The organism is Halorientalis litorea (genome assembly GCF_023028225.1).
In the GTDB taxonomy this organism is placed as follows: Archaea; Halobacteriota; Halobacteria; order Halobacteriales; family Haloarculaceae; genus Halorientalis; species Halorientalis litorea.
Map to the genome: position 1 here is coordinate 76,295 of NZ_CP095485.1, position 18,941 is coordinate 95,235.

Genomic DNA, 18,941 nt, shown 5'->3' on the forward strand with positions numbered 1-18,941 from the left:
GTGGTTCTATTGCTCTTCCGAGGCCACTCACAATACCATAGGAAAATCGCGTTCTGGTGATTTAATCTCGTTCGAAGTACTACCTGGTGCTGTCTGGTGAGGTAGTGGAAAGTGAGATCTCCGGTGGTTCCTAGAGAGCATAAAACAGAGGCAGAGAAGGGACTCGACGCGCTGGTGTCATTGCCGCTAACCATTCGATTTACGATGGGATACGAAGCTATGAAGGAATTGTTCCGCAATGGGCGTCCTCAGGTAATTTTCACCCAACAATTCGGGAACTTCACCTGCGAGGATGTGACGGGCCAGTCGGTGACACCGACTGGCCCGTCTCTTCAGCACGGTCTCTCGAAAAGAGCAGCATAGCGTCCCAAAACGAGCAGAAACAGGGCGACTGCGCGTTCCACCAATGGATACTACACCACCGGACTACCGGCCAAACACTTATATACACAGCATCAATTTGGGAGCGTATGCGACAGGTGCACCCCGACTATAATGAGTCGTCGGGACTCGTCGTTGACGGGTCGATTCGTATTGCCGCCGATGATAATCCAGTGCTGATAGGGACCGAATGTTCCGAGTGCGAGTACGTTGTCTTTCCATCTCGGCCGTTTTGCCGCAATTGTCTTTCGGACAACGTCTCTGATGTCGAACTTGCACGAACAGGACACCTCGAGACCTACACCGTTGCACATACTGGTCAAGATGGAATCGAACCACCGTACGCATTCGGCTTTGTGAACCTGGAAAACGTACAGGTTTACTCTCGCTTCACCGAGTGGAAAGAAAGATCACTCGAAGTTGGCGACCAAGTGGAACTGGTACTTGAAAAAATCAAGACAGATCCGGAGACCGGTGAACCGTTGTTTGGCCATATGTTCCGCCCCATGGAGGAAGAACAATGACTGAAAACGAAGTAGCTGTCATCAACGTCGGCCAGTCCGACTTCGGCGAACTGGAGGGACAGCGCGTAACTGAGTTTGGGAGCAGAGCCGTTCGTGAAGCGCTCTTGTCTTCGAGCGTTGAACCAGATGATATCGAGGAAGCGTATATCGGTAATGTCGCTACTACTGCCCAGGATCAAACCAGCGTTATTGGCCAAGCAATACTCCGAGAAGTAGGGGTAACAGGTATCCCGGTCATCCGAGTTGAGAACGCGTGTGCCAGCTCAACCTGTGCATTCCAAGAGGCCTATAAGAGAGTTCAATCAGGCGAATCCGATATCGTGCTCGCTATGGGTGTTGAGAAAATGACTGGTGTCCCGACGGAGGTTACTCTCAAAGATATGGCTGGTGCGGCGGACGCAGAAGTTGAGGGTGCAATGGGGATGACGTTCATGGGCCTCTACGGGATGCGCGCTAATGCCTACATGAATCAGTTCGGTAATGTACGCGAGGAATTGGCCGACATCGCGGTCAAAAACCATGACAATGGGCTTAAAAATCCACGGGCACATCTTCAGCTCAACGTTGACCGCGACGACATCCTTGAATCCCGCCCAATCTCCGATCCTATCCGGCTGCTTGATGCCTGTCCAATGTCAGATGGAGCAGCAGCAGCAGTCATCGCACGCGGCGAAATCGCCGAAGAGTTGGTTGAAGAACCAATCTACGTCGATGCTGCCGAAATGTTGAGCGGCAATTACCTTGAGGAGGTCGAATTCTGGCGTGAAGAACTTGACGAACGCGTGGCCCAAAAGGCCTACAGTGAGGCTGGTATCGGCCCGGATGATCTGGATGTTGTCGAAGTTCATGATGCGGCTACCATCGGCGAGCTAATGCATTACGAAGGACTAGGGTTAGCGGATCGAGGGGAAGGTGCTTCACTCGTCCGGAGTGGTGACGTTATGCTCGATGGTCGTACTCCGGTTAATCCAAGTGGTGGACTCAAGTCACGCGGTCATCCGGTGGGAGCAACGGGGGTGGCCCAGATTTGTGAACTCGTCTGGCAACTCCGTGGCGAGGCGGGAGCCCGGCAGGTTGAAAATCCGTCTATTGGATTAGCCCAGAACTCGGGTGGCGCACTTGTAGGTGAAGGCGGCGTATCGACAGTAACGATCCTCAGTAACCGCTGATTTTTTGTTTTTACTAGATATTCGGTTTCACATTCCTATCTAAAGATCTGTCGTTAGACACCTCTAAAAATTGTTTCCCAATCGGCAACAACAGAATAGGTTGTCACCCCGAACCTATATATATGAAAGCACATAACAAGAATCCATGGAGGTCATAGATGGATTCCCATCGACTAGTGGAGACGAGTATCCGCTCAACACGACAAGATTCATCGAGGCGGCAGCACGAAACGTTCCTGATCGGGAAATCGTCTCAGGAACAGGTGAAGACCAGTTCCGGTACACCTACGGAGAGGCGTACGAACGAATGCAGCGCTTGGCCAATGCCCTCGAAGAGTTGGGTGTTGAGGCCGGAGATCGCGTAGGTGTGCTTGCGTGGAATGACCACCGTCACTATGAATGCTATTTCGGCATTCCCGGAACCGGTGCCGTTTTCCTTCAGCTCAATCTCCGACTGCATTCAGATCAACTACAGTATGTGTTAAATCACTCGGAACCGCGGTTCTTAGTGGTCGACGAATCCCTTCTGGAAGTCGCTGAAGGTGTCGCCCACGAGGTCAGTTCCATAGAGGGATTCGTCGTCATGACTGATAACGAGCTCGACGAGGTCGAAACCGATCTCGAGCCGACGTACTCCTATGAAGACATATTAACTGAGGCGGAGCCGGAGTACGATTGGCCATACATCGACGAAACATCGGCATACAGTGCCTGCTACACGACTGGAACGACGGGGCGTCCCAAAGGGGTGTACTATTCCCACCGGAACATCTACCTACACACGATGCAGTTGGCGAATTCCATCGGTATCTCACATGAGGACTCAGTCGCTCAAATCACTCCGATGTTCCATGGACAAGGATGGGGACTGGCCTACGCTGCGACGTACGCTGGCGCAAAGCTTGCGTTCCCAGGCCGATATCGGGCGGAAAATCCCGAACCGCTGGTTGATCTCATCCGTGACGAGGATGCGACCGTAACAAACGGGGCACCAGCTATTTTTATGCCGATGCTTGATTACATTCGGGATCTCGACGATATCCCGAACTGGAACGATCTACAGATGATGTCTGGGGCCACAGAGCCGCCGCTGGACATGATACGGGGATACAAAGAACTCACGGGGGCAGAGATCGTCCATGCATATGGCGCAACTGAGACGACCCCGCTGGTAACGATGAACTACATCAAGCCGTCGCTTGAAGAAGACCTCTCTGAGGAAGAAAAGCTCGATATGCGGCGCAAGCAGGGACTGACTGTCCCGGGTATCGAGATGAAAATAGTCGATCCTACCACAGGGGAGGAACTATCACACGACGGTGAATCCGCCGGAGAAATTCTCATCCGTGGCCCATGGGTGGTAAGCAGTTACCATGACGACGACCGAACCGAACATTCGTTCACTGACGATGGGTTCTGGAAAAGCGGAGACGCTGGGGTTATCGATAAGGAAGGATATCTAAAGATCACTGACCGTATCAAGGATGTTATTAAAAGCGGTGGGGAATGGATTTCGTCTGTCGACATGGAAAACCTCCTCATCGAACATCCGGATGTCAGAGACGCGTGCGTTGTTGGCCTTGAACACCCGGAATGGGAAGAGCGCCCATTCGCACTTGTTGAGGTCGAAGACGAATTCGATCGTGAAGAACTCGATGAAATTCTTTCCCAGCGGTTCGCGGACTGGCAACTCCCCGATGAAATTGAGTTCACTAACGAGATTCCAAAAACAAGTGTGGGGAAAAACAACAAGAAAGTAATCCGTAATCAGTACGAAGGTCGGTACTTCGATTGAAAGCATCTTAGACTAGATTCAAACAGGGATATGACAGGCATTAATTTCGAAGTTGACGAAGAGACGCAGCTCGTATTGAACAGCCTTGATGAGTTTATTGAGCGGGAAGTAGCACCCTTAACAAGTGACCTTGAATCGAAACTTAACAATCCCACCCTAGGTCGACGAGCAAACGGTCAACCCACTGATGAGATACTCGAAGCAATCCAGAGTATTCGTCAAAAGAGTGGTGAGGCTGGGTTTTATGCTATGCATATGCCCGAAGAGGTGGGTGGCCAAGGGGTCTCAAAAATAACGTGGTACGCAGCGAAGCGCCACGTCGCTTCGAAGGGACGAGGGCTCTCTGAGTATGTCCTCAAGGGGCCGGAGGGGCCAAATGCGTTATTGGGTCTTGCTGAGGGTGAACAGGTCGAACGGTACTTCAAGCCAGTCGTGCGTGGTAAGAAATCGACTGCATTCGGTCAAACTGAACCCGATGTCGGCTCTGACTCACCCTCGATGTCAACCGAAGCTGAAAAGAACGGTGACGAATGGATAATCAACGGTCGAAAGCAGTGGATTACGAACGCGGCATTCTGCGATTTCGCCCTCGTGCTGGCACGGACAAAGCCGCTGGCGGAGGTCGATCGGCGATACGATGGTATCACGTGTTTCATCGTCGAACGAGACGAGTTCGAAGTCGGCTCGGTCAACAACGCTATTGGCTTAGAGGGTTGGCAAGCCGAAATCCTTCTGGACGACGTTGCCGTACCTGAATCACGCGTTCTTGGCCCCAAGCATGGCGCATTTCGAGATGCAATGGAACTATTGACGATGGGTCGACTCGAACTCGGAGCAGAAGCTGTTGGCTACTCCCAGTATCTGCTTGAAAAGAGCCGGGAGTATGCACGAGAACGTGAAGCGTTCGGAGAGTCCATCGGGTCGTTCCAGCAGGTGTCAAGCATGTATGCACGAGGACGTGCGAAAACGTATATGGCAGACGCTGGGGGGCTACGAACCGCATGGAATCTGGATCAGGGTAACGACATCGTTGAGGATGTCTCAATCTTCCATTGGTTCGCGACTAACGCTTTCTGGGAAATTGCGGATAACGCGGTCCAGATTCACGGTGCAAACGGCCTATCAGAGGACAATCCATTTGTTGATCATCTCCATCTCGCTAGAGTGCTTCGGATCGTAGAAGGAACTGACGAGATCCAACTCAACACGATCGCTAAGCAAAACGGTCTCCTCTAGACGAAAAATTGATATGTATAATAGATATTACGAAGATTTCGTCGTCGGCGAAACTCATAAAACCGATGATGTCGAAGTTACCAAGCAAGAAATCCTTGAGTTCGGGCAGAAATACGATCCGCTTCCGTTCCATATTGACGAAGAGACCGCAGCGGAAACGCCATTTAATGGCGTAATCGCAAGTGGACTGCAAACTTTTGCACTCTCCCAGAAACAAGTCGTCGATAGTTTCTTTCGAGAAAGCCACCTGCTAGGGAGCGTCGGTTTTGACGAAGCAGAGTTCCCGAATCCTGTTCGTCCCGGAGATACACTTTCCACGACGCTTGAAATCCTTGAGAAGCGCCCATCAAAATCCAATCCTTCCCGAGGACTCGTGACGATTATGCGTAAGGTCGTTAATCAACACGACTCCGTTGTTCTTCGGGTAACCAATAATGTTCTAGTAGAACGGCAATAGGAATAGCATGGTTGGTCCACCGTTCTCTTCTGAAGGACGGGCTTGATTAGACACTCATCAAAATACGGTTTAGCGGTTCTATACTCAGCTTTACACGTTAGTGTCGGCGGTTGAGTGAACGAAGAGGTGGTTGATCTCTTCCATAGAGTCCACAATCATCGGGCCTTGTTTAGACGCTCAAAGACGCGTAGCTCAGCGGCACCTCCATTAGTATCGTGTTCCTAAAAGGTTCCGCTACATGTCTAATTTACTAGGAAGTGAAGCGGGTTAGATTCGGTTGTGCCAACGAAGCTAGCCCGCTTCACTATGCACGTCGTAACGCTGGCCCAAAAAGCCGTCGTCGGGACTCCTAACCCGCCCGTTCAGAAGGGTACTGGCGGCTACGCCGACTGGGTGATCGTGTCGATTCACGGCCTCAAGACGTATCTCAATTTACCGTACCGACGGCTTCTCGAGGTCCTACACGAAATGCCGCGAGTCGCTCGAATCATGGAGTTAGAGATGGCTCAGCCACCTGATTTTACCACAGTGTGTGTCCGGATACAACAGCTCAAAATGCCGCTCTGGCGTGACTTCCTCCGGCTGTCGGCGGAGCTGCACGACACCGGCGAGATTCAGGCGATCGACGCAACCGGCATGGATCGCATCGCGGCGAGCCAGCACTATGCGAAACGCACGAATTACACGTTCAAGGCGGTGAAAACTACCGCGTTGATCGACTGTAAAACTGGTACGATTCTAGATATACATTGCTCGATGAAACAACCGCACGACTCACAGATCGCGTGGCAACTGCTCACGCGAAACCTAGAGAAACTGAGCATTCTCACCGCCGACAAAGGCTACGACTGGGAGCTGCTTCGCCACAAACTCCGGTCATAGGGCGTCAAACCGGTAGTCAAGTACCGCGAGTTCGGCTGGCACGGCGTCGCCAACAATGTCTTGCTTGATGATACGATCGACCACCAACGCTCGAACATCGAGGCGACGTTTTTCGCGCTTCGGCGCAAATACGGCGAGATCGTTCGAGCGAGAACGTGGTTCGGCCAGTTCCGAGAACTCGTTCTCAAGTGCGCAGTCAGAAACGTGGAACTCGCGCTCGACCGCTCAAACACATGAATTCAGGCGTCTAATCAGGGCCTAATTGAGTATATTCATCGAGTCTCGACGTACTGCGCGCTGTACATCGCCTCACCAGGTTCGGACCAGCGGCCGACGGCTTGAGGAGTAACTCTGAAACGCCAATTATTGACGAGTTGTCGGGCGTTTATTGGCGTGTACACAGAGCTCCACGTGGGCAGGGACAGACATCGCACCCATGTTCACGCCCTGTAGTGTTGGAGTCTGACATTCCACCCCTGCCCCTCGTCCGCTCTCATGTTGGAGAGCCATCTCTCGGTCGCTGGTGTGCCCCCGATCCGAATCGGCTATCCGAGACCACCTCCACCACCGATTGCTGATTGCCGCTTGTCCAAGTGGCGAACGAGGAGTTCGATGGTACAGAAATCTCTGAGGTATGCTTAGCGACGCAATGGAGACATCGTAGAACTCGAATACGTCGGAGCGGCCCCCGTGAAACGGATGGCGACGCCGAGCGCGTCGCACAGGTGTACCGGCATTCAGACGGTTACCCAGGTAGCGTTCTGCGGGATCTCTCCCAGCTAAAGGAACTTCTCGATGCGACTCGCGCCGAGCGCGGACCGGGGTACACAGCGGCGACATTCGTGTTCCTCGACAAGCTCTCGACGATCGACCTGTATCTGGATGGTGACCCAGACCGAACGATCCACGCTGACCAACCCTCGGATCTCCTCGAGCCGGACAATATGGAGCACCTCGACCAGCCGATGTTCCTGCTCGGACACGGCGTCGAGAGCCCAGCCGACGGCATTCACGGCGACGAAGAGTACCTCTACGTCGTCGAACTCCCGACCCGGAACCCGTTCGAGGGCCCCTCCGAGTGGACCGTCAAGGTGAGTGGTCACTCCGCCTTCCCCCGGTGGGATGGTCCGACCGAGGAAGCCTTCGAGCGGGCCAGCTGGCAGTTCCACGGCCCGCTTGAGCACGCGCTCGAAGAGCTGGTCGCTGAGCCGGCGTGAACGCGTAGCCCGCTCAGATGATGCCGCCGATGATGAGTAGTCCGACCACGAGCAGCAGCGTCGCGACAACGCTTCCCCCGGCCAGCCACTTGTTCTCCATCGCCTTCTCGTGGAGCGGCATGTCGGCGTACTCCTCGCGGAACGCCTCGAGATTCCCCTCGTCGTAGAAGTACTTCGTCTTCAGCGCGAACCGTTCCGTCACCGCACAGCCCGTACAGATCGGCTCACCTTCCAGCCGCTCCATTTTGATGTGACTGGAGCAGGCGATGGCCCCGCAGTTCGAACAATAGGTGTACGTCTCATCGATGCCGCTCGTGTCACAGTGGACGCACCGATGGATGCCGTCCTCGGCTGTTACTCTGGACGGGCCTGCCGCGTAGTACTCGTAGGGGTAGGTGTACGCTTGGATGTCGGTGGTGTGCCGAACCTCGGGGAGGTATACGGGCTCGATCGACTGCACGGAGATGTCCGAACGATTCGGCTCGCAAGTCTTGTGGTACGTGACGTTGTTGTCGCCGGTGTAGGTCACCGTCGTCATGTGGTGCTGCTGGAGGCGCTCGACGGCCCACTCCTTGTACTCCGTCTGGGTCTGTCCGAACCGGCGCTCCTCGACGTCGTCGAACACCTCTCCGAACTGCTCGGCGTCGAGGTCGACCGTCGCGTGGAGATTCTCGGTGACCAGCGTCCCGACGTCCTCGTCGACGACCTGCGGCTGCCCGCGTTCGGCGTGGGCAACGAATCGCGTCCGGTCGTTGATCCGGTGGATGACGCCCACCGACGTCTCGAAGACGGCGTTCGTGTCCGCGGTGACCGCGACCACTGGGCGGAACGTCACCGATGAGTGCGGTTCTGGAAGGTCGGCGGCTTCGATGTTCTCGATGTCGCGGAACGCCTCCGCGACGGCCGCGTCGACGTCGGCGGCCGGATCGTACGGGCGGAGCGTCTCGTCGCAGAGAATCTCGATGCGCCCGTTGTAGAGGTCGAGGCCGATCTCGTCGGCAATCTCCCGGAGGTCCTCGCCGTCGAGCAGCTCGATTGGGTGTGGGTCGTCGTTCTGCTGGAGGCGGTCGGCGTACTCCTGAGCAGGGTTCGTAAACCGGCCGGTCGTGACGACCATTCCGCGTTTGGGGCCGTCGAAGTCGAACGTCGCGATCGCCGAGTGAAGCTTCTGGACGACCGGCCGCCCGACCGTCCCCGTGTGCTTGCACTCGACGATGATCGCGCGCCGCCTGCCGTCGACGACCTCCTCCATGAGGACGTCGCGACCCTCGTCAGCTGTCTTCTCGGCCTGGCGGACGTTCTCGTAGCCGAGGTTGCGGAACACGTCCGCCATCACGTCCTCAAACTCGAACCCCGAGAGATCGTCCAGTACAGCCATCCTCAATTATGTGGACAGTACGTTGCAACTGCCAAATACGTTGCCGAACGCTACGCCGTCCTGTTTGTTGAACCCCTGAGAGGGGTGCGGGGGTCACCGAACCGCCCGCGAGCAACGATGAACGGGAATGTACCTATGGCCAGTTCGGAATCGGTTCCAGTAGCATCGCCAGGTCAGGCTCACCGAGACGCAGTCGAATACGTCGGCTTCCGCGTCGACGGCCAAGCCGTCGTCCTGAACCTCTCGGAACATCGGCGACTCTCCCTCGAGCGCAGTCTGGACCTCGTCAACCACAGTCCGAGTACTCAACCGAAGGTACTTACGTGATACAAGCGTATCACAGCGTATGAGCACTGACAGCGACGCCGGCGGTGACGGTGAAATGGAGAAGATCAACGTCCGAGTGCCACAGTCGCTGCTGGCACAGGTCGACGACGTCTGGGAGGAGCGTGGCTACGCGAACAAATCCGAGTTCATCCGCGACGCGCTTCGAGACGCTGTCAACCCGCCAACGCAGCTGTCCGAGGAAGCGCTTGAACACCTGGCTGAGAGTCGCAAGCAGCGAGAGCAGGGCGAGACGGTGTCGCAGGACGACGTGAAGGACCGCTTGGGAATCGATGACTGAGGTCGAGTGGACACCGAAAGCACTCGATTTACTGGAGGGTCTCGACACTGAAGCCCAAGAGCGGTTGGTGAAGAAACTCGACGAGGCGAAAGACTGGACCTCCCACCGACTCGAAAAGCTCACCGGCTATCCATACTACAAGCTCCGCGCCGGCGACTACCGAGCGATCATCACATGGGACCGAGACGAGGAGGTCCTCATCGTCGAGGCGGTTGGGCATCGGCGGAATATCTACGATCGCCACCTCCCACCGTAACCCATTTCACCTACGGAGCGGCTCTGGTCGGTGACGAATCTAGTCTGAGATTCAAGTACGACTCCGGTCGGTAGTGTTTATTGCCCCCGAGAGGGGTGCGGGGGATTCACTCCCCTCACCGAACTATGACCGATTCAGAGTACCCCTGGCGAGACGAATCGCTCCTCTACGAACTCTACTGGGAACAGGAGTTGAGCACGGTCAAGATTGCGGAGGAACTGGGATGTACACAACAGACGATCTCGAAGTGGATGCAGAAGTTCGACATCTCTCGTCGGGACGCACGCGAGGCGGCCCCGAACCGGCGACGGCATCCCGCCGTGTTCACCGACCGTGGCTACGTCATCTGCGCGTCGAACTATCGAGGGACAACAGATTCCGTCGGAATTCACCGACTCGTAATGGTGGCAGAGCACGGGTTCGACGCCGTCGCAGGCAAGCACGTGCATCATAAAAATGGCGTCCGGTGGGACAACAGACCGGAGAACCTCGAGCTACTCAGTCGCTCCGAACACGCCGAACGACACGGCTTCGGGTCCGAGATCAAGCCTACCGACCACGAGTGGGACGTCTCTGATCGCGAGCGGGACGAACGGGGGCGATTCAAATGACGACGGCGTACGTCGGCCGGCGTCGACGGGGAGAGCTCGTTGTCACTCGCCTTCCTGAAGATGAGGAACTCACCCTCGACCGCAGTCTCGATATCGTCAATCACAGTCCGAGTGGCTTTGAGATCGGGTATCGGGGTAGCGGCCCCGCCCAGCTCGCGTGCGCACTTCTGCTCGACTACTACGACGATGAGCAGGTCGCCCGTGAGCACTACATCGCGTTCCGGAATCAGGTGGTCTCACAGCTGGAGTGCGACGGTGCAGCGGCGTGCTGGCACCTCACCGGCGAGAAGATCGACGCCGCGATGTCGACCCTTACCGACGACGTCGTCGCGCTCCCCGACGGTGGACGGCCGTCACCGACGCTCCCCGAGAACTGGCGAACCGTCTCTCGCCCGGACCGGCAGGTCTTCCAGCGCGCTGATCGCGACCACTACATCGTACTCGGGGATGGAAGCGACGAGTGGCTGGTCGTTCTCTGCAGCCAGGGCGACCGTGCATATCCTGCCCCGCTCGTACATCGGACGGTTGCCGAGGATGCTGACGTAGAACGAGTAATCCGGGAACTCGCAGAAGAGAGCAACGACCTCATCGAACCCCCGGAGGGGAGGCACTGATGGAGACGCTTCGACTGGCGCGAGCCACCCACCGCCTCCTCGAACGTGGTGTCGAGGCGCTCGAGAAAATCGGGCGCGAACTGGAGCGATACAACGACCGACAGGAGCGCACCGACGACACCGACTCGTGACCCAAACACACTCTCTAGACCAAATACGGAGTACCGGCTTCCAGTATACGCCCACCCCCGAGGGGTGTTCGTGTCCCATCCATCGGGAAGGCCAGCCGGTCACGGCGCCGCTCGGTTTGCGGTTCGCAGAGCGCGTCCATATCGAATCGATCCCGCGCCATGTCGCCGGCGCGATCTACGAAACACATCACTCCTATATGGACGATGTCCCCCGGACGAATCTTGTCCATCACGGACTCTGTTACCAGGACCAGCTACTAGGTGCGATTACGTGGCGCTATCCGCTGATTCGCTCGCTGGAGTACGACGGGACGCGATTCGAGGGCGACGAAATCGTTGAGGCGGCACGAATTTGCATCGGCGTCGATTTCCCCAATCTCGCCTCTGCGGCCCTCGCCCGGTCGATGGAACGGTTCGTGCGTCGGCACGGCCAGCGACGAGGCGTTCGGCTCCTGCTGACGTTCGTGCGAGCCGACTTCGACGGCTCGATGATCAAAGCGCTCAGAGACAAGGGCTGGCACTGTGCCGGTAAAACGGACCCCGGCCAAGCGGGAAATCGCCCCGATAAGCAGATCCGAGAGCAGCCGAAGTGGCGGTTTCTCTGCGAGGTCCCAGCTGAGTCCGATCGGGAACAGGCCTCACTCGGGAGGTGGTCCCAATGACCACGAATGCCAGTCTCGATGAATTCGTAGCGGAGCCAGATTCGGACAGCCAGACAGATGACGATTCCTCGGTCGTCGACCAGCTGTTGAAACCGGTATCGCCGTCGCTCGGACTGCAGCTCGTCCCCGGCAGGGGTGACCCAATATACCTCCAAAACACGGGGACCGAACGCTACCTGTTCCGAGATGACCACGAGCGATGGTTCATCCTCCAGCCCTCAGCTAAGAAATCGGTCGACAACTTCGTTCGCTGGGTGTATCTCCCTGAGAACAAGCCCACTGAGATCGCCCGAACAGCGATGGGCCAACGGACGGTTCTCGGCTACAGGTACGTTTCACGGAACGAGGCTCCCGAGCCGGTGGCGACGACGGTGACAGCGATGTTCGTCAGCGAACCTTGGCCCGATGCCACCTACGAGTGTGGATCCTGTAGTAGAGAGTTCGACTCACCACAAAGCCACGCTCGGCATTGCTGGGAAGCACACCCCTGGGTTCCAAATCCTGAGCAGGTCCGGGTACGGAGAGACGAATCTGAGTAGTTCCGACATCTGATCCGAGCCGCGGACTGGACCTGGATTAACCAACACTCCTCGCCGTTCAGAGACGGGTGTTGGTTAACGTGGTGTTGTTTTTGCGCCCGGGAGAGGGGCGCAGGGCGCGAGACGATGCAGTCGCACGTCGACGAGGATTTCTGAAGTGAGGTGACTGAGATGAAAGATCCAGAGTCCAGAACCATCTTCGCTGGCGTCGATGGACGTACCGACACCGAACTACCCGAGTGGTACCGAGAGCGTCACGGGAATGCAGACCCCGTGACCTTCGCCGAGGCGGTCCGTGATCTTCCGCAGGCCGTCGAGACGACTGTGGCGTACCAAAACCCGTACACCGACGAGTGGGTCGAGACGGAGCGGTTCAACGCGCTCGTCGAGCCGAGTCGAGCTCGGGAGCAGGCCCGAGATGAACATCGCTGGCACCACCCGGCCCGGATTCTCGGCGGCCTCCTCGTACAGACTACGCTGCCGTTCGGCCCGTCTGGCAATCTCATCCGGATCGGGGAGCGGTGAGCCCCTCTCAGACTCCGATGACATACGAATACCTTTGGGCTGGAACAGCATCAGTTTCCGATCAGGGGTCCTACCTAACCGCCGTCTTTCGAATTCCGCAGGCGATTTTTTAACCCGGTTTACGTTCCCCAGTGGGAGCCATTCGTTCGATACTTCTGCCGCTGAAACAGCCGAGCGATTCCTGCTGATCGGGCACCAAGCCTCGGGAGAGTTCGCGCTCCGTCAGTGCAGATACACGTGCATTAGGATTAATAGCGGGAGTACGGAAGCACCCGATGTGTCCGTAGACAGAGCTCTCGTACGTGTCCCGTTCGGGGTCCCCATACTGGATGTCTACGGAGTGCTGCCTGGCGTAGCCGCTGGGGTCATCGCGACCGTGATAGGGGTGACCGCGATGGTTCGCGGGGTTGCGGACATGAGAGACTGGTGGCGATTATGGACCACCGACTCGGTGTCGCTTCGTGAGTCTATCGCGACCGAGGGGGTCGTTCGGGTCCAGGGGACCGTTCGCCCGCCCCGGTCAGACGACACCCTCGTATCACCGATCCGGGGAGAAGCGTGCGTAGCATACGAGTACAAAATCTACCACCACGTGCAGGGGACCGGGGACTCCACTATCGATGCCGGCATCGAATACACGCCGTTCGTCATCTCCGATGGAACGGCGGAGATATACGTCGACCCCGCAGAGGAGAGTCTGTCACTGGACCACGAAACGGAGACAGTCACCCGTGAGGAACTCTTGAAACGGGTGGACGAAGCGAGACTCGATCTAGATCCGTCGGTGCGTACGGAGTCCGGCCTGCTCGAGAGATACATCGAACTGGTGGAGGGGACGCTCGGTGTCGGAGAAAGAGCGAGCGTCGTCGGGAAAGCAAGCACAGAGCCGGAGGATGGACTCGTGGGTGCAGATGCAGTCATGACGCCGGAGGAGGGGCGCCTGATAGTGACGAACGATGCGCCAGCACGTACTGGGCTGCGAACGGGTGCGCGGGGACTCTTCTTGCTGGCTCTCGGCATCGGTTTCGGTAGTCTTGGCCTAGGCGCTCTCGTGGCCAATCTCGGGCGTTTGGTGGAGATGGTACAGTTCGTCGGCACTGTTTGATCGGCGGCGGTCGTCACTTCTCGTGGAAAGCACAGAGGGCTGAATGCAACGAGACGCCTCTTTTTCACTCGCTGGGGTGGATTAGACGACGGAACGAACGTACTTCGGCACGTTCGACCTATCAGATCCATGGGTATTGTCACCAGCTCTTGTGAAGTTCACCTCTCAAAATCTTCAACAGAACCGAGCCTCTCCACGTGTCATGCGGCCCCGCTGTGACGCAAGGCCCTCCCCCTTGTGTACTCCTCAGCTGCGAGACAGTCAATCGTTCCGGGTCAATACGATCCCGATACGCATCGACTGACCGCCGCTAAGCGCACTCGACACGCCTCAAAACCACCTACGCCTGCCGCCCACGATCGTCCTCATCCTGATCGCGGTCCTCCTGACTCTCGTCCTCGCCCACGGCTCTCGCACGCTGGCTGCACTACCCGTTCTGGAGTGGCTCCGGAACTGGGGATGAACTGAGACACCGACCCAACGAAGCGGCGTCCCTGCGAGGTGGCGGGTCTGCGTTCAGAAGAGCACCATCTGGGCAAGCGCACCGACGACAAAGAACACGACCAAGAACGCGAAGCCAGTCTTCTGAATTCGCTTTCCGTAGGCATCGAGTTCGTAGTTCCCGATACAGATCGTGACGAGTCGCGTCGGATGTTTGAACGGACTCGGCGGCCGGGGCTCCGGGATTCGTTCACGGAGTCGCCGGTATTCGCTGAACGACCAGACGCTGTAGAGCACCATCGAGACAAACAGCGTGGTCACCGCGAGCAAGAAGATTCCGAGCAGTAGACCGACCGGGTCCGTCAGTCCGACCTGTACGTTCACCGGCGAACCGCTCCCCGCTCCCGTGACGAGAAGGACCCCCGCAACACCGACCATCGAAGCTGGTATCACGAGAATCGCTATCTTGAGTAGTCGGGTACTGAGCCCGTGGACCCGGTCCCGCTCGACACCGAACAGTGTTTCATATCGCCCCGAGGCGTGTTTCTGTCCAGTCCGGAGGCCTGTCTCGGCCCCCGGTTTTCGTGCACCGATCGCGTTAAGCGTCGTGAGGAGCAAGACGACGCCCCCGAGCGCGACGAATTCGAACGGGCTCGTTATCGCCTGTCGCTCCAAGAAGCCCTCACTCGGGGTTGCGGGATCGACGTACCCCGTGACCGTCTCACCGACGTCGTATGACTCGATCGCTGCCTGCGCGTCGGATCGGGTATCGTACGATCGGCTGAAACTGCCGGGGAACAGTTGGTCACCAGTGTATTCCTCTCCCTGAAACTGGTAGGTGAATTCGACCTGAACGTAGTAATCAGAAGCCCCTCGGCTCTCCGAGTGGGACACGGATGCCTCTTGGATCGTTGCCTGGACTGGCACTGCATCCTCGACTGCCTCTGACTGCTGGACGTAGTCGTACCCGCCGTACGTGATCCCAGCGAGACAGACGAGCACCACGATAACGGTCCCTTTCGTGAGCCGGACCGGGGTACCTCGAACCGTGAACTCCATTATGCGAACACCTTCCAGCAGTAGGTCCGCAGTTTTCTCGCACAGCGGATGCTCCTGAGTAGCCGAGACACTGAACGAGCGATACAACCACGGGGACTGCCCCCGCGTCTGACATCGGTTCCGGAATGCCCCGCTGGCATCGGTCGGTGACCCGTTGCTGAGGCGAGCTGTCTCCACACGATGCGCCGCTCACTCACCCGGCTCTCCCCCGTTTGAGTACCTGTACGCACTCCTCTAGATGAGCGGATCACGCGTCCTCGCCTCCTCGTTGTGTGTATCCCCAGTAGAGAAACAGCGCGATGAACAGGAGTGACAGACCCCCCGTTAGCAGACTGGTGATCGCGGTTGGAAGGGATAGAAACGCTGCGGCGTCGGCTATTGCGTAGGCGATCCAAGCGACGGATGCGACGAGTACAAACCCGAGTTCCGACGCCGAAAGACGACTGTGAAGGTAGCTACGCACCCCGAGTCCTATCATCAACACGCCGAAAACCACCATCAAGACGTGGAACTCGGCGCTTCCGATCCAATCCATCACTTGCCCTCACCTACCGTTGCGGGCACGGACGTCGGTGGCGTCTTTCGGGTCGCGGTCTCACCGTAGTCCTCTCGGAAACTGCTGGTGATTTCACTCATTTGTCGGTCACTCCGTTGACGGCCGGCACAGTCTCTCGACACAGATGTCGTCGCTCGCGCTCCCAAACGGCAATGTACAACAGGAATCCGGTCACGAACAGTCCCGCTCCGACGCCGGATGCACTAAGTTCCACAAGCGCATTCGAGACGCCGAACGCACCAACCAGAACCGCCGCTACGCCGACACCACAAGCCGTGCTGAACGACCCGGATTCGCTCCGGTCACTGTCCACGAGACCGCGACCGGTCCGATATATTATCCCAAGACCGGCAAGGCCTGCGAGCGCGAGTGCGATCGTCTGTAGCGACGGTACGACGACCCCCGCGAGTACGGTGACGAAGCCACCGATAGAGAAGCCGATAGCGAACTGTCCAAGCATCCGCACACGATGAAGTCCCGAGGAAACCGTCACCTCGGAAGAAGCGACTGCGTCGTCGCCTCGGGGGTCATCGGTAGCCGACACTCGCTGGCCGACGTGAATGTAGCGTCCCGACCCGTCCGGTTCCGTCCAGCCGGTCTGTTCAACCACGTCCACCCCCGGCGTGTCAACGTTGACGTCGTCGAATCGGACGGGCAACCCGGCTGAAAGTTCGAACGTCGGGTGGTCTTGGACCTGGAAATGGAGGTGGGGCTCCGCGGAGTTCCCGGAATGCCCACACCGGCCGATCCGCTCGCCACGCATAACGGGCTCTCCTGGTTCGACCTCGATACTCCCCGGGACGAGATGGGCGAGACAACTGTACTCGTCTTCCGCGTGGCGGATCGTGACGGCGTTCCCGGTCAGACTCCGTTTGAACGGATGGGAGAACCCGCCAGCACGTCCGAGCTCTGGGTCACCGTCGTGGACATCGACGACAACGCCGTCGGCAGGGGCGCAGACCGGTTGGTCGTAGCAGTAGTAGTTCCCGATACGCGTGTCCGTGCCTGCCGGCCGGCTCCGCCCCTCCTCGTCAGTAATCACGAAGTCGTAGGCGTAACGCTGGGTTGCCGGGAACCACGAGTGCGAGTGCTCTTTGATCGGGCTCCCGTTCACGACTGTCCACGTGCCCTCGACGGGCAGCCGATAGTCCGTGGACTGTTCGTGGGTTTCTGGAGTGGGGAGCGAACCACGGTGTCTCCCGATAGCGACGACGCTCCCGACGAGTTGCATCGCGTCCTGTCGAAACACGAGCGGGTTGAAAAACGAGAGTGGAATACCGAGCAGAAAGGCAACGGTACCCCGCCATCCGCTGTCCATTTCGAGCCAGTCTCGGGGCCCCGCCTCCTCGGCACCGAATCCGAGGGAGTGCTTGTTGGCGCTGATCAGCATCGTCACGAACGGCCAGAATGCGAACAACCAGAACAGGTGGAACAGTTTGAGTATCTCGAGTTGGGGAAACAGATCGCCGAGAAACCCGATCAAGCCGAGCAGCGTCAGGGAGAACGGGCTAACGGACCGGATTCGCTCGCGGAGACGCGAGCCCAGAGACGGTGATGTAGCTTGATTCGACATCCGTAGGTACTGTGTGTGAAATGGGTATTCAGGTGTGTAAGCATTCTGTGAGCCCAGCTTCACAAGAATGTTTCACACACGTCGCGGAGGGGAGCACTCAATGGCCTCACCGTTCAACGAGTCTGTATGACGAATAGTGAACACGAGGGAGCGGCGTCAGAGGAGGCGTTCGCGTTGCTCGGTCACGAAATCAGGCTCGACATTCTGCGCGCGTTTTTCGAGCGATACTCGCCAGTGGACCCGGATTCACGGTCGGACGTACGAGAGCAGCGCACCCTCTCGTACGCCGAACTGATGGCAGCAGCAGATATGGAAGACAGCGGGAAGTTCAACTACCACCTCGATAAGCTCCGCGGCGTCTATATCGAGGAGATAGCGGAGGGATACGTCCCGACGGCAAGCGCTATCGCACTCCACGAGGCGGTCATTGCGAACCGCCCAACAGAGTCGAAACCGACCGACTTCGATGTTGGGGAATCCTGTCCGAACTGTGGGTCCGGGCTCCGAGGGAAGTACGAGCAGGAGTTTCTCACCGTCGAATGCCCCTCGTGTGACCTGTTCTGGGGAGCCACGTACCGGTTTCCGAAAAACGGGCTCGCTGTCCGCGAGGGCGAGGGTATCTACAAAGCACTCTACGACCGGATGATGCACCACGTTGGACTGGCTCGCACGGGGCAATGCCCGTCGTGTGCTGGCATCACCAGCGTTACTGTGCCGCGGGAGCGCCTCGATGAGGACTCGACACCGACTGCGGAGCTGACCTGTGAGACGTGCTCGTGGTTCATTACTGTCGATATCGTCAGTGCACTCCAGTTCGAACCGCAGGTGACGAAGGCGTTGCTCGAACTTGGAGTTCCGCTCAGTAAGTCGAGTAGCATGCGAGCGACGGAGCAAGTGCTCCCTGACGTAACCGGTTGGGTCAGCTCCGACGATCCGTTCTATGCCACGATCAGCATCACGTATGACGACGCCGTCGCTGAGATTACTGTTAGCGACGAACTCAAAATCTGTTCTGCTACCGTTGAATAACTGGCTTAGTGGCCATTTATCATTCCAGTCATAATTTCCGAGTTATTGGAAAGTTACCGAGACTGCTCTGTTAAAACGCTCGTCGGCTAATAAATTCTGATGGAAGATATCAGTGTGTAGCTCCTCTGAATTCAGCACGACTCGCAGAATTATTTTACGAACGGATAGAAACACTC

The 18,941-nt window shown here is 57.5% G+C and carries 19 protein-coding genes and 2 pseudogenes; 17 read left to right on the top strand and 4 right to left on the bottom strand.

The genetic code is table 11. The annotated features are described in order from the left end of the window. Positions 1 to 470: 470 nt before the first annotated feature. From MUG95_RS16485 to MUG95_RS16515, 7 genes and pseudogenes are all read left to right on the top strand, one after another. Positions 471 to 905 carry a Zn-ribbon domain-containing OB-fold protein gene (locus tag MUG95_RS16485; RefSeq protein ID WP_247010718.1) on the top strand — a complete coding sequence of 145 codons (435 nt, stop codon included), beginning with the start codon at positions 471 to 473 and terminating at the stop codon, positions 903 to 905. Further along, positions 902 to 2,074 carry a thiolase C-terminal domain-containing protein gene (locus tag MUG95_RS16490; RefSeq protein ID WP_247010719.1) on the top strand — a complete coding sequence of 391 codons (1,173 nt, stop codon included), beginning with the start codon at positions 902 to 904 and terminating at the stop codon, positions 2,072 to 2,074. Before MUG95_RS16485 ends, MUG95_RS16490 begins: the two co-directional genes overlap by 4 nt. A gap of 145 nt (positions 2,075 to 2,219) precedes the next feature. Beyond that, positions 2,220 to 3,869, top strand: coding sequence for a long-chain-fatty-acid--CoA ligase (locus MUG95_RS16495; RefSeq protein ID WP_247010720.1), 1,650 nt, complete (start codon positions 2,220 to 2,222; stop codon positions 3,867 to 3,869). A gap of 30 nt (positions 3,870 to 3,899) precedes the next feature. Next, on the top strand, positions 3,900 to 5,105 hold the full coding sequence (locus MUG95_RS16500; protein ID WP_247010721.1) for an acyl-CoA dehydrogenase family protein: 1,206 nt from the start codon (positions 3,900 to 3,902) through the stop codon (positions 5,103 to 5,105). Between the two features lie 13 nt (positions 5,106 to 5,118). Then, positions 5,119 to 5,562, top strand: a complete 444-nt coding sequence (locus tag MUG95_RS16505) for a MaoC family dehydratase (RefSeq protein WP_247010722.1) — start codon at positions 5,119 to 5,121, stop codon at positions 5,560 to 5,562. 279 nt (positions 5,563 to 5,841) lie between these two features. Continuing rightward, a pseudogene (locus MUG95_RS16510) lies at positions 5,842 to 6,681 on the top strand (IS5 family transposase). Positions 6,682 to 7,115: 434 nt separating this feature from the next. Then, positions 7,116 to 7,661, top strand: a complete 546-nt coding sequence (locus MUG95_RS16515; RefSeq protein WP_247010806.1) for a hypothetical protein — start codon at positions 7,116 to 7,118, stop codon at positions 7,659 to 7,661. Between the two features lie 13 nt (positions 7,662 to 7,674). Here the strand turns inward: MUG95_RS16515 and MUG95_RS16520 are convergent, their stop codons facing one another. Then, positions 7,675 to 9,039: a restriction endonuclease gene (locus tag MUG95_RS16520; protein ID WP_247010723.1), complete on the bottom strand. Its 1,365-nt coding sequence runs from the start codon at positions 9,037 to 9,039 to the stop codon at positions 7,675 to 7,677. 346 nt (positions 9,040 to 9,385) lie between these two features. Between MUG95_RS16520 and MUG95_RS16525 the strand changes: the two genes are divergently transcribed. The 9 genes and pseudogenes from MUG95_RS16525 to MUG95_RS16560 all read left to right on the top strand — a co-directional run bounded on the left by MUG95_RS16525 (position 9,386) and on the right by MUG95_RS16560 (position 14,107). Next, positions 9,386 to 9,664 (top strand): ribbon-helix-helix domain-containing protein, encoded by a 279-nt coding sequence (locus MUG95_RS16525; RefSeq protein WP_121570670.1) that lies wholly within the window; start codon positions 9,386 to 9,388, stop codon positions 9,662 to 9,664. After that, positions 9,657 to 9,920, top strand: coding sequence for a type II toxin-antitoxin system RelE family toxin (locus MUG95_RS16530; RefSeq protein ID WP_247010724.1), 264 nt, complete (start codon positions 9,657 to 9,659; stop codon positions 9,918 to 9,920). Before MUG95_RS16525 ends, MUG95_RS16530 begins: the two co-directional genes overlap by 8 nt. A 125-nt stretch (positions 9,921 to 10,045) precedes the next feature. Continuing rightward, the gene (locus MUG95_RS16535) at positions 10,046 to 10,531 is read left to right on the top strand and encodes an HNH endonuclease signature motif containing protein (protein WP_247010725.1); all 486 of its coding nucleotides are present in this window, start codon (positions 10,046 to 10,048) and stop codon (positions 10,529 to 10,531) included. Further along, a complete protein-coding gene (locus MUG95_RS16540) occupies positions 10,528 to 11,145 on the top strand; it encodes a DUF6166 domain-containing protein (protein ID WP_247010726.1) in 618 nt (205 codons plus the stop codon). Before MUG95_RS16535 ends, MUG95_RS16540 begins: the two co-directional genes overlap by 4 nt. Next, entirely contained in the window at positions 11,145 to 11,276 is a 132-nt protein-coding gene (locus MUG95_RS16935) for a hypothetical protein (protein ID WP_256463878.1), read from the top strand. The genes MUG95_RS16540 and MUG95_RS16935 overlap by 1 nt, the downstream gene beginning before the upstream one ends. Beyond that, positions 11,273 to 11,938: a hypothetical protein gene (locus tag MUG95_RS16545; protein ID WP_372608216.1), complete on the top strand. Its 666-nt coding sequence runs from the start codon at positions 11,273 to 11,275 to the stop codon at positions 11,936 to 11,938. The genes MUG95_RS16935 and MUG95_RS16545 overlap by 4 nt, the downstream gene beginning before the upstream one ends. Beyond that, a complete protein-coding gene (locus tag MUG95_RS16550) occupies positions 11,935 to 12,477 on the top strand; it encodes a hypothetical protein (RefSeq protein WP_247010727.1) in 543 nt (180 codons plus the stop codon). Before MUG95_RS16545 ends, MUG95_RS16550 begins: the two co-directional genes overlap by 4 nt. Positions 12,478 to 12,648: 171 nt before the next feature. Next, positions 12,649 to 12,900: pseudogene (locus tag MUG95_RS16555) on the top strand (hypothetical protein); the annotation flags it as partial. Positions 12,901 to 13,279: 379 nt separating this feature from the next. Beyond that, the gene (locus tag MUG95_RS16560) at positions 13,280 to 14,107 is read left to right on the top strand and encodes a hypothetical protein (protein WP_247010728.1); all 828 of its coding nucleotides are present in this window, start codon (positions 13,280 to 13,282) and stop codon (positions 14,105 to 14,107) included. A 516-nt stretch (positions 14,108 to 14,623) separates the two neighbouring features. Here MUG95_RS16560 and MUG95_RS16565 read toward each other — a convergent pair. The 3 genes from MUG95_RS16565 to MUG95_RS16575 all read right to left on the bottom strand — a co-directional run bounded on the left by MUG95_RS16565 (position 14,624) and on the right by MUG95_RS16575 (position 17,736). Further along, the gene (locus tag MUG95_RS16565; protein WP_247010729.1) at positions 14,624 to 15,607 is read right to left on the bottom strand and encodes a DUF3592 domain-containing protein; all 984 of its coding nucleotides are present in this window, start codon (positions 15,605 to 15,607) and stop codon (positions 14,624 to 14,626) included. A 247-nt stretch (positions 15,608 to 15,854) separates the two neighbouring features. Beyond that, complete coding sequence (locus MUG95_RS16570; RefSeq protein ID WP_247010730.1) at positions 15,855 to 16,142, bottom strand: hypothetical protein; 288 nt, start codon at positions 16,140 to 16,142, stop codon at positions 15,855 to 15,857. Positions 16,143 to 16,239: 97 nt separating this feature from the next. Continuing rightward, positions 16,240 to 17,736, bottom strand: a complete 1,497-nt coding sequence (locus MUG95_RS16575) for a M23 family metallopeptidase (protein WP_247010731.1) — start codon at positions 17,734 to 17,736, stop codon at positions 16,240 to 16,242. Positions 17,737 to 17,862: 126 nt separating this feature from the next. On the opposite strand from MUG95_RS16575, the gene MUG95_RS16580 reads away from it, so the two are divergent. Then, positions 17,863 to 18,765, top strand: coding sequence for a DUF7351 domain-containing protein (locus tag MUG95_RS16580; protein ID WP_247010732.1), 903 nt, complete (start codon positions 17,863 to 17,865; stop codon positions 18,763 to 18,765). Positions 18,766 to 18,941: the final 176 nt, after the last annotated feature.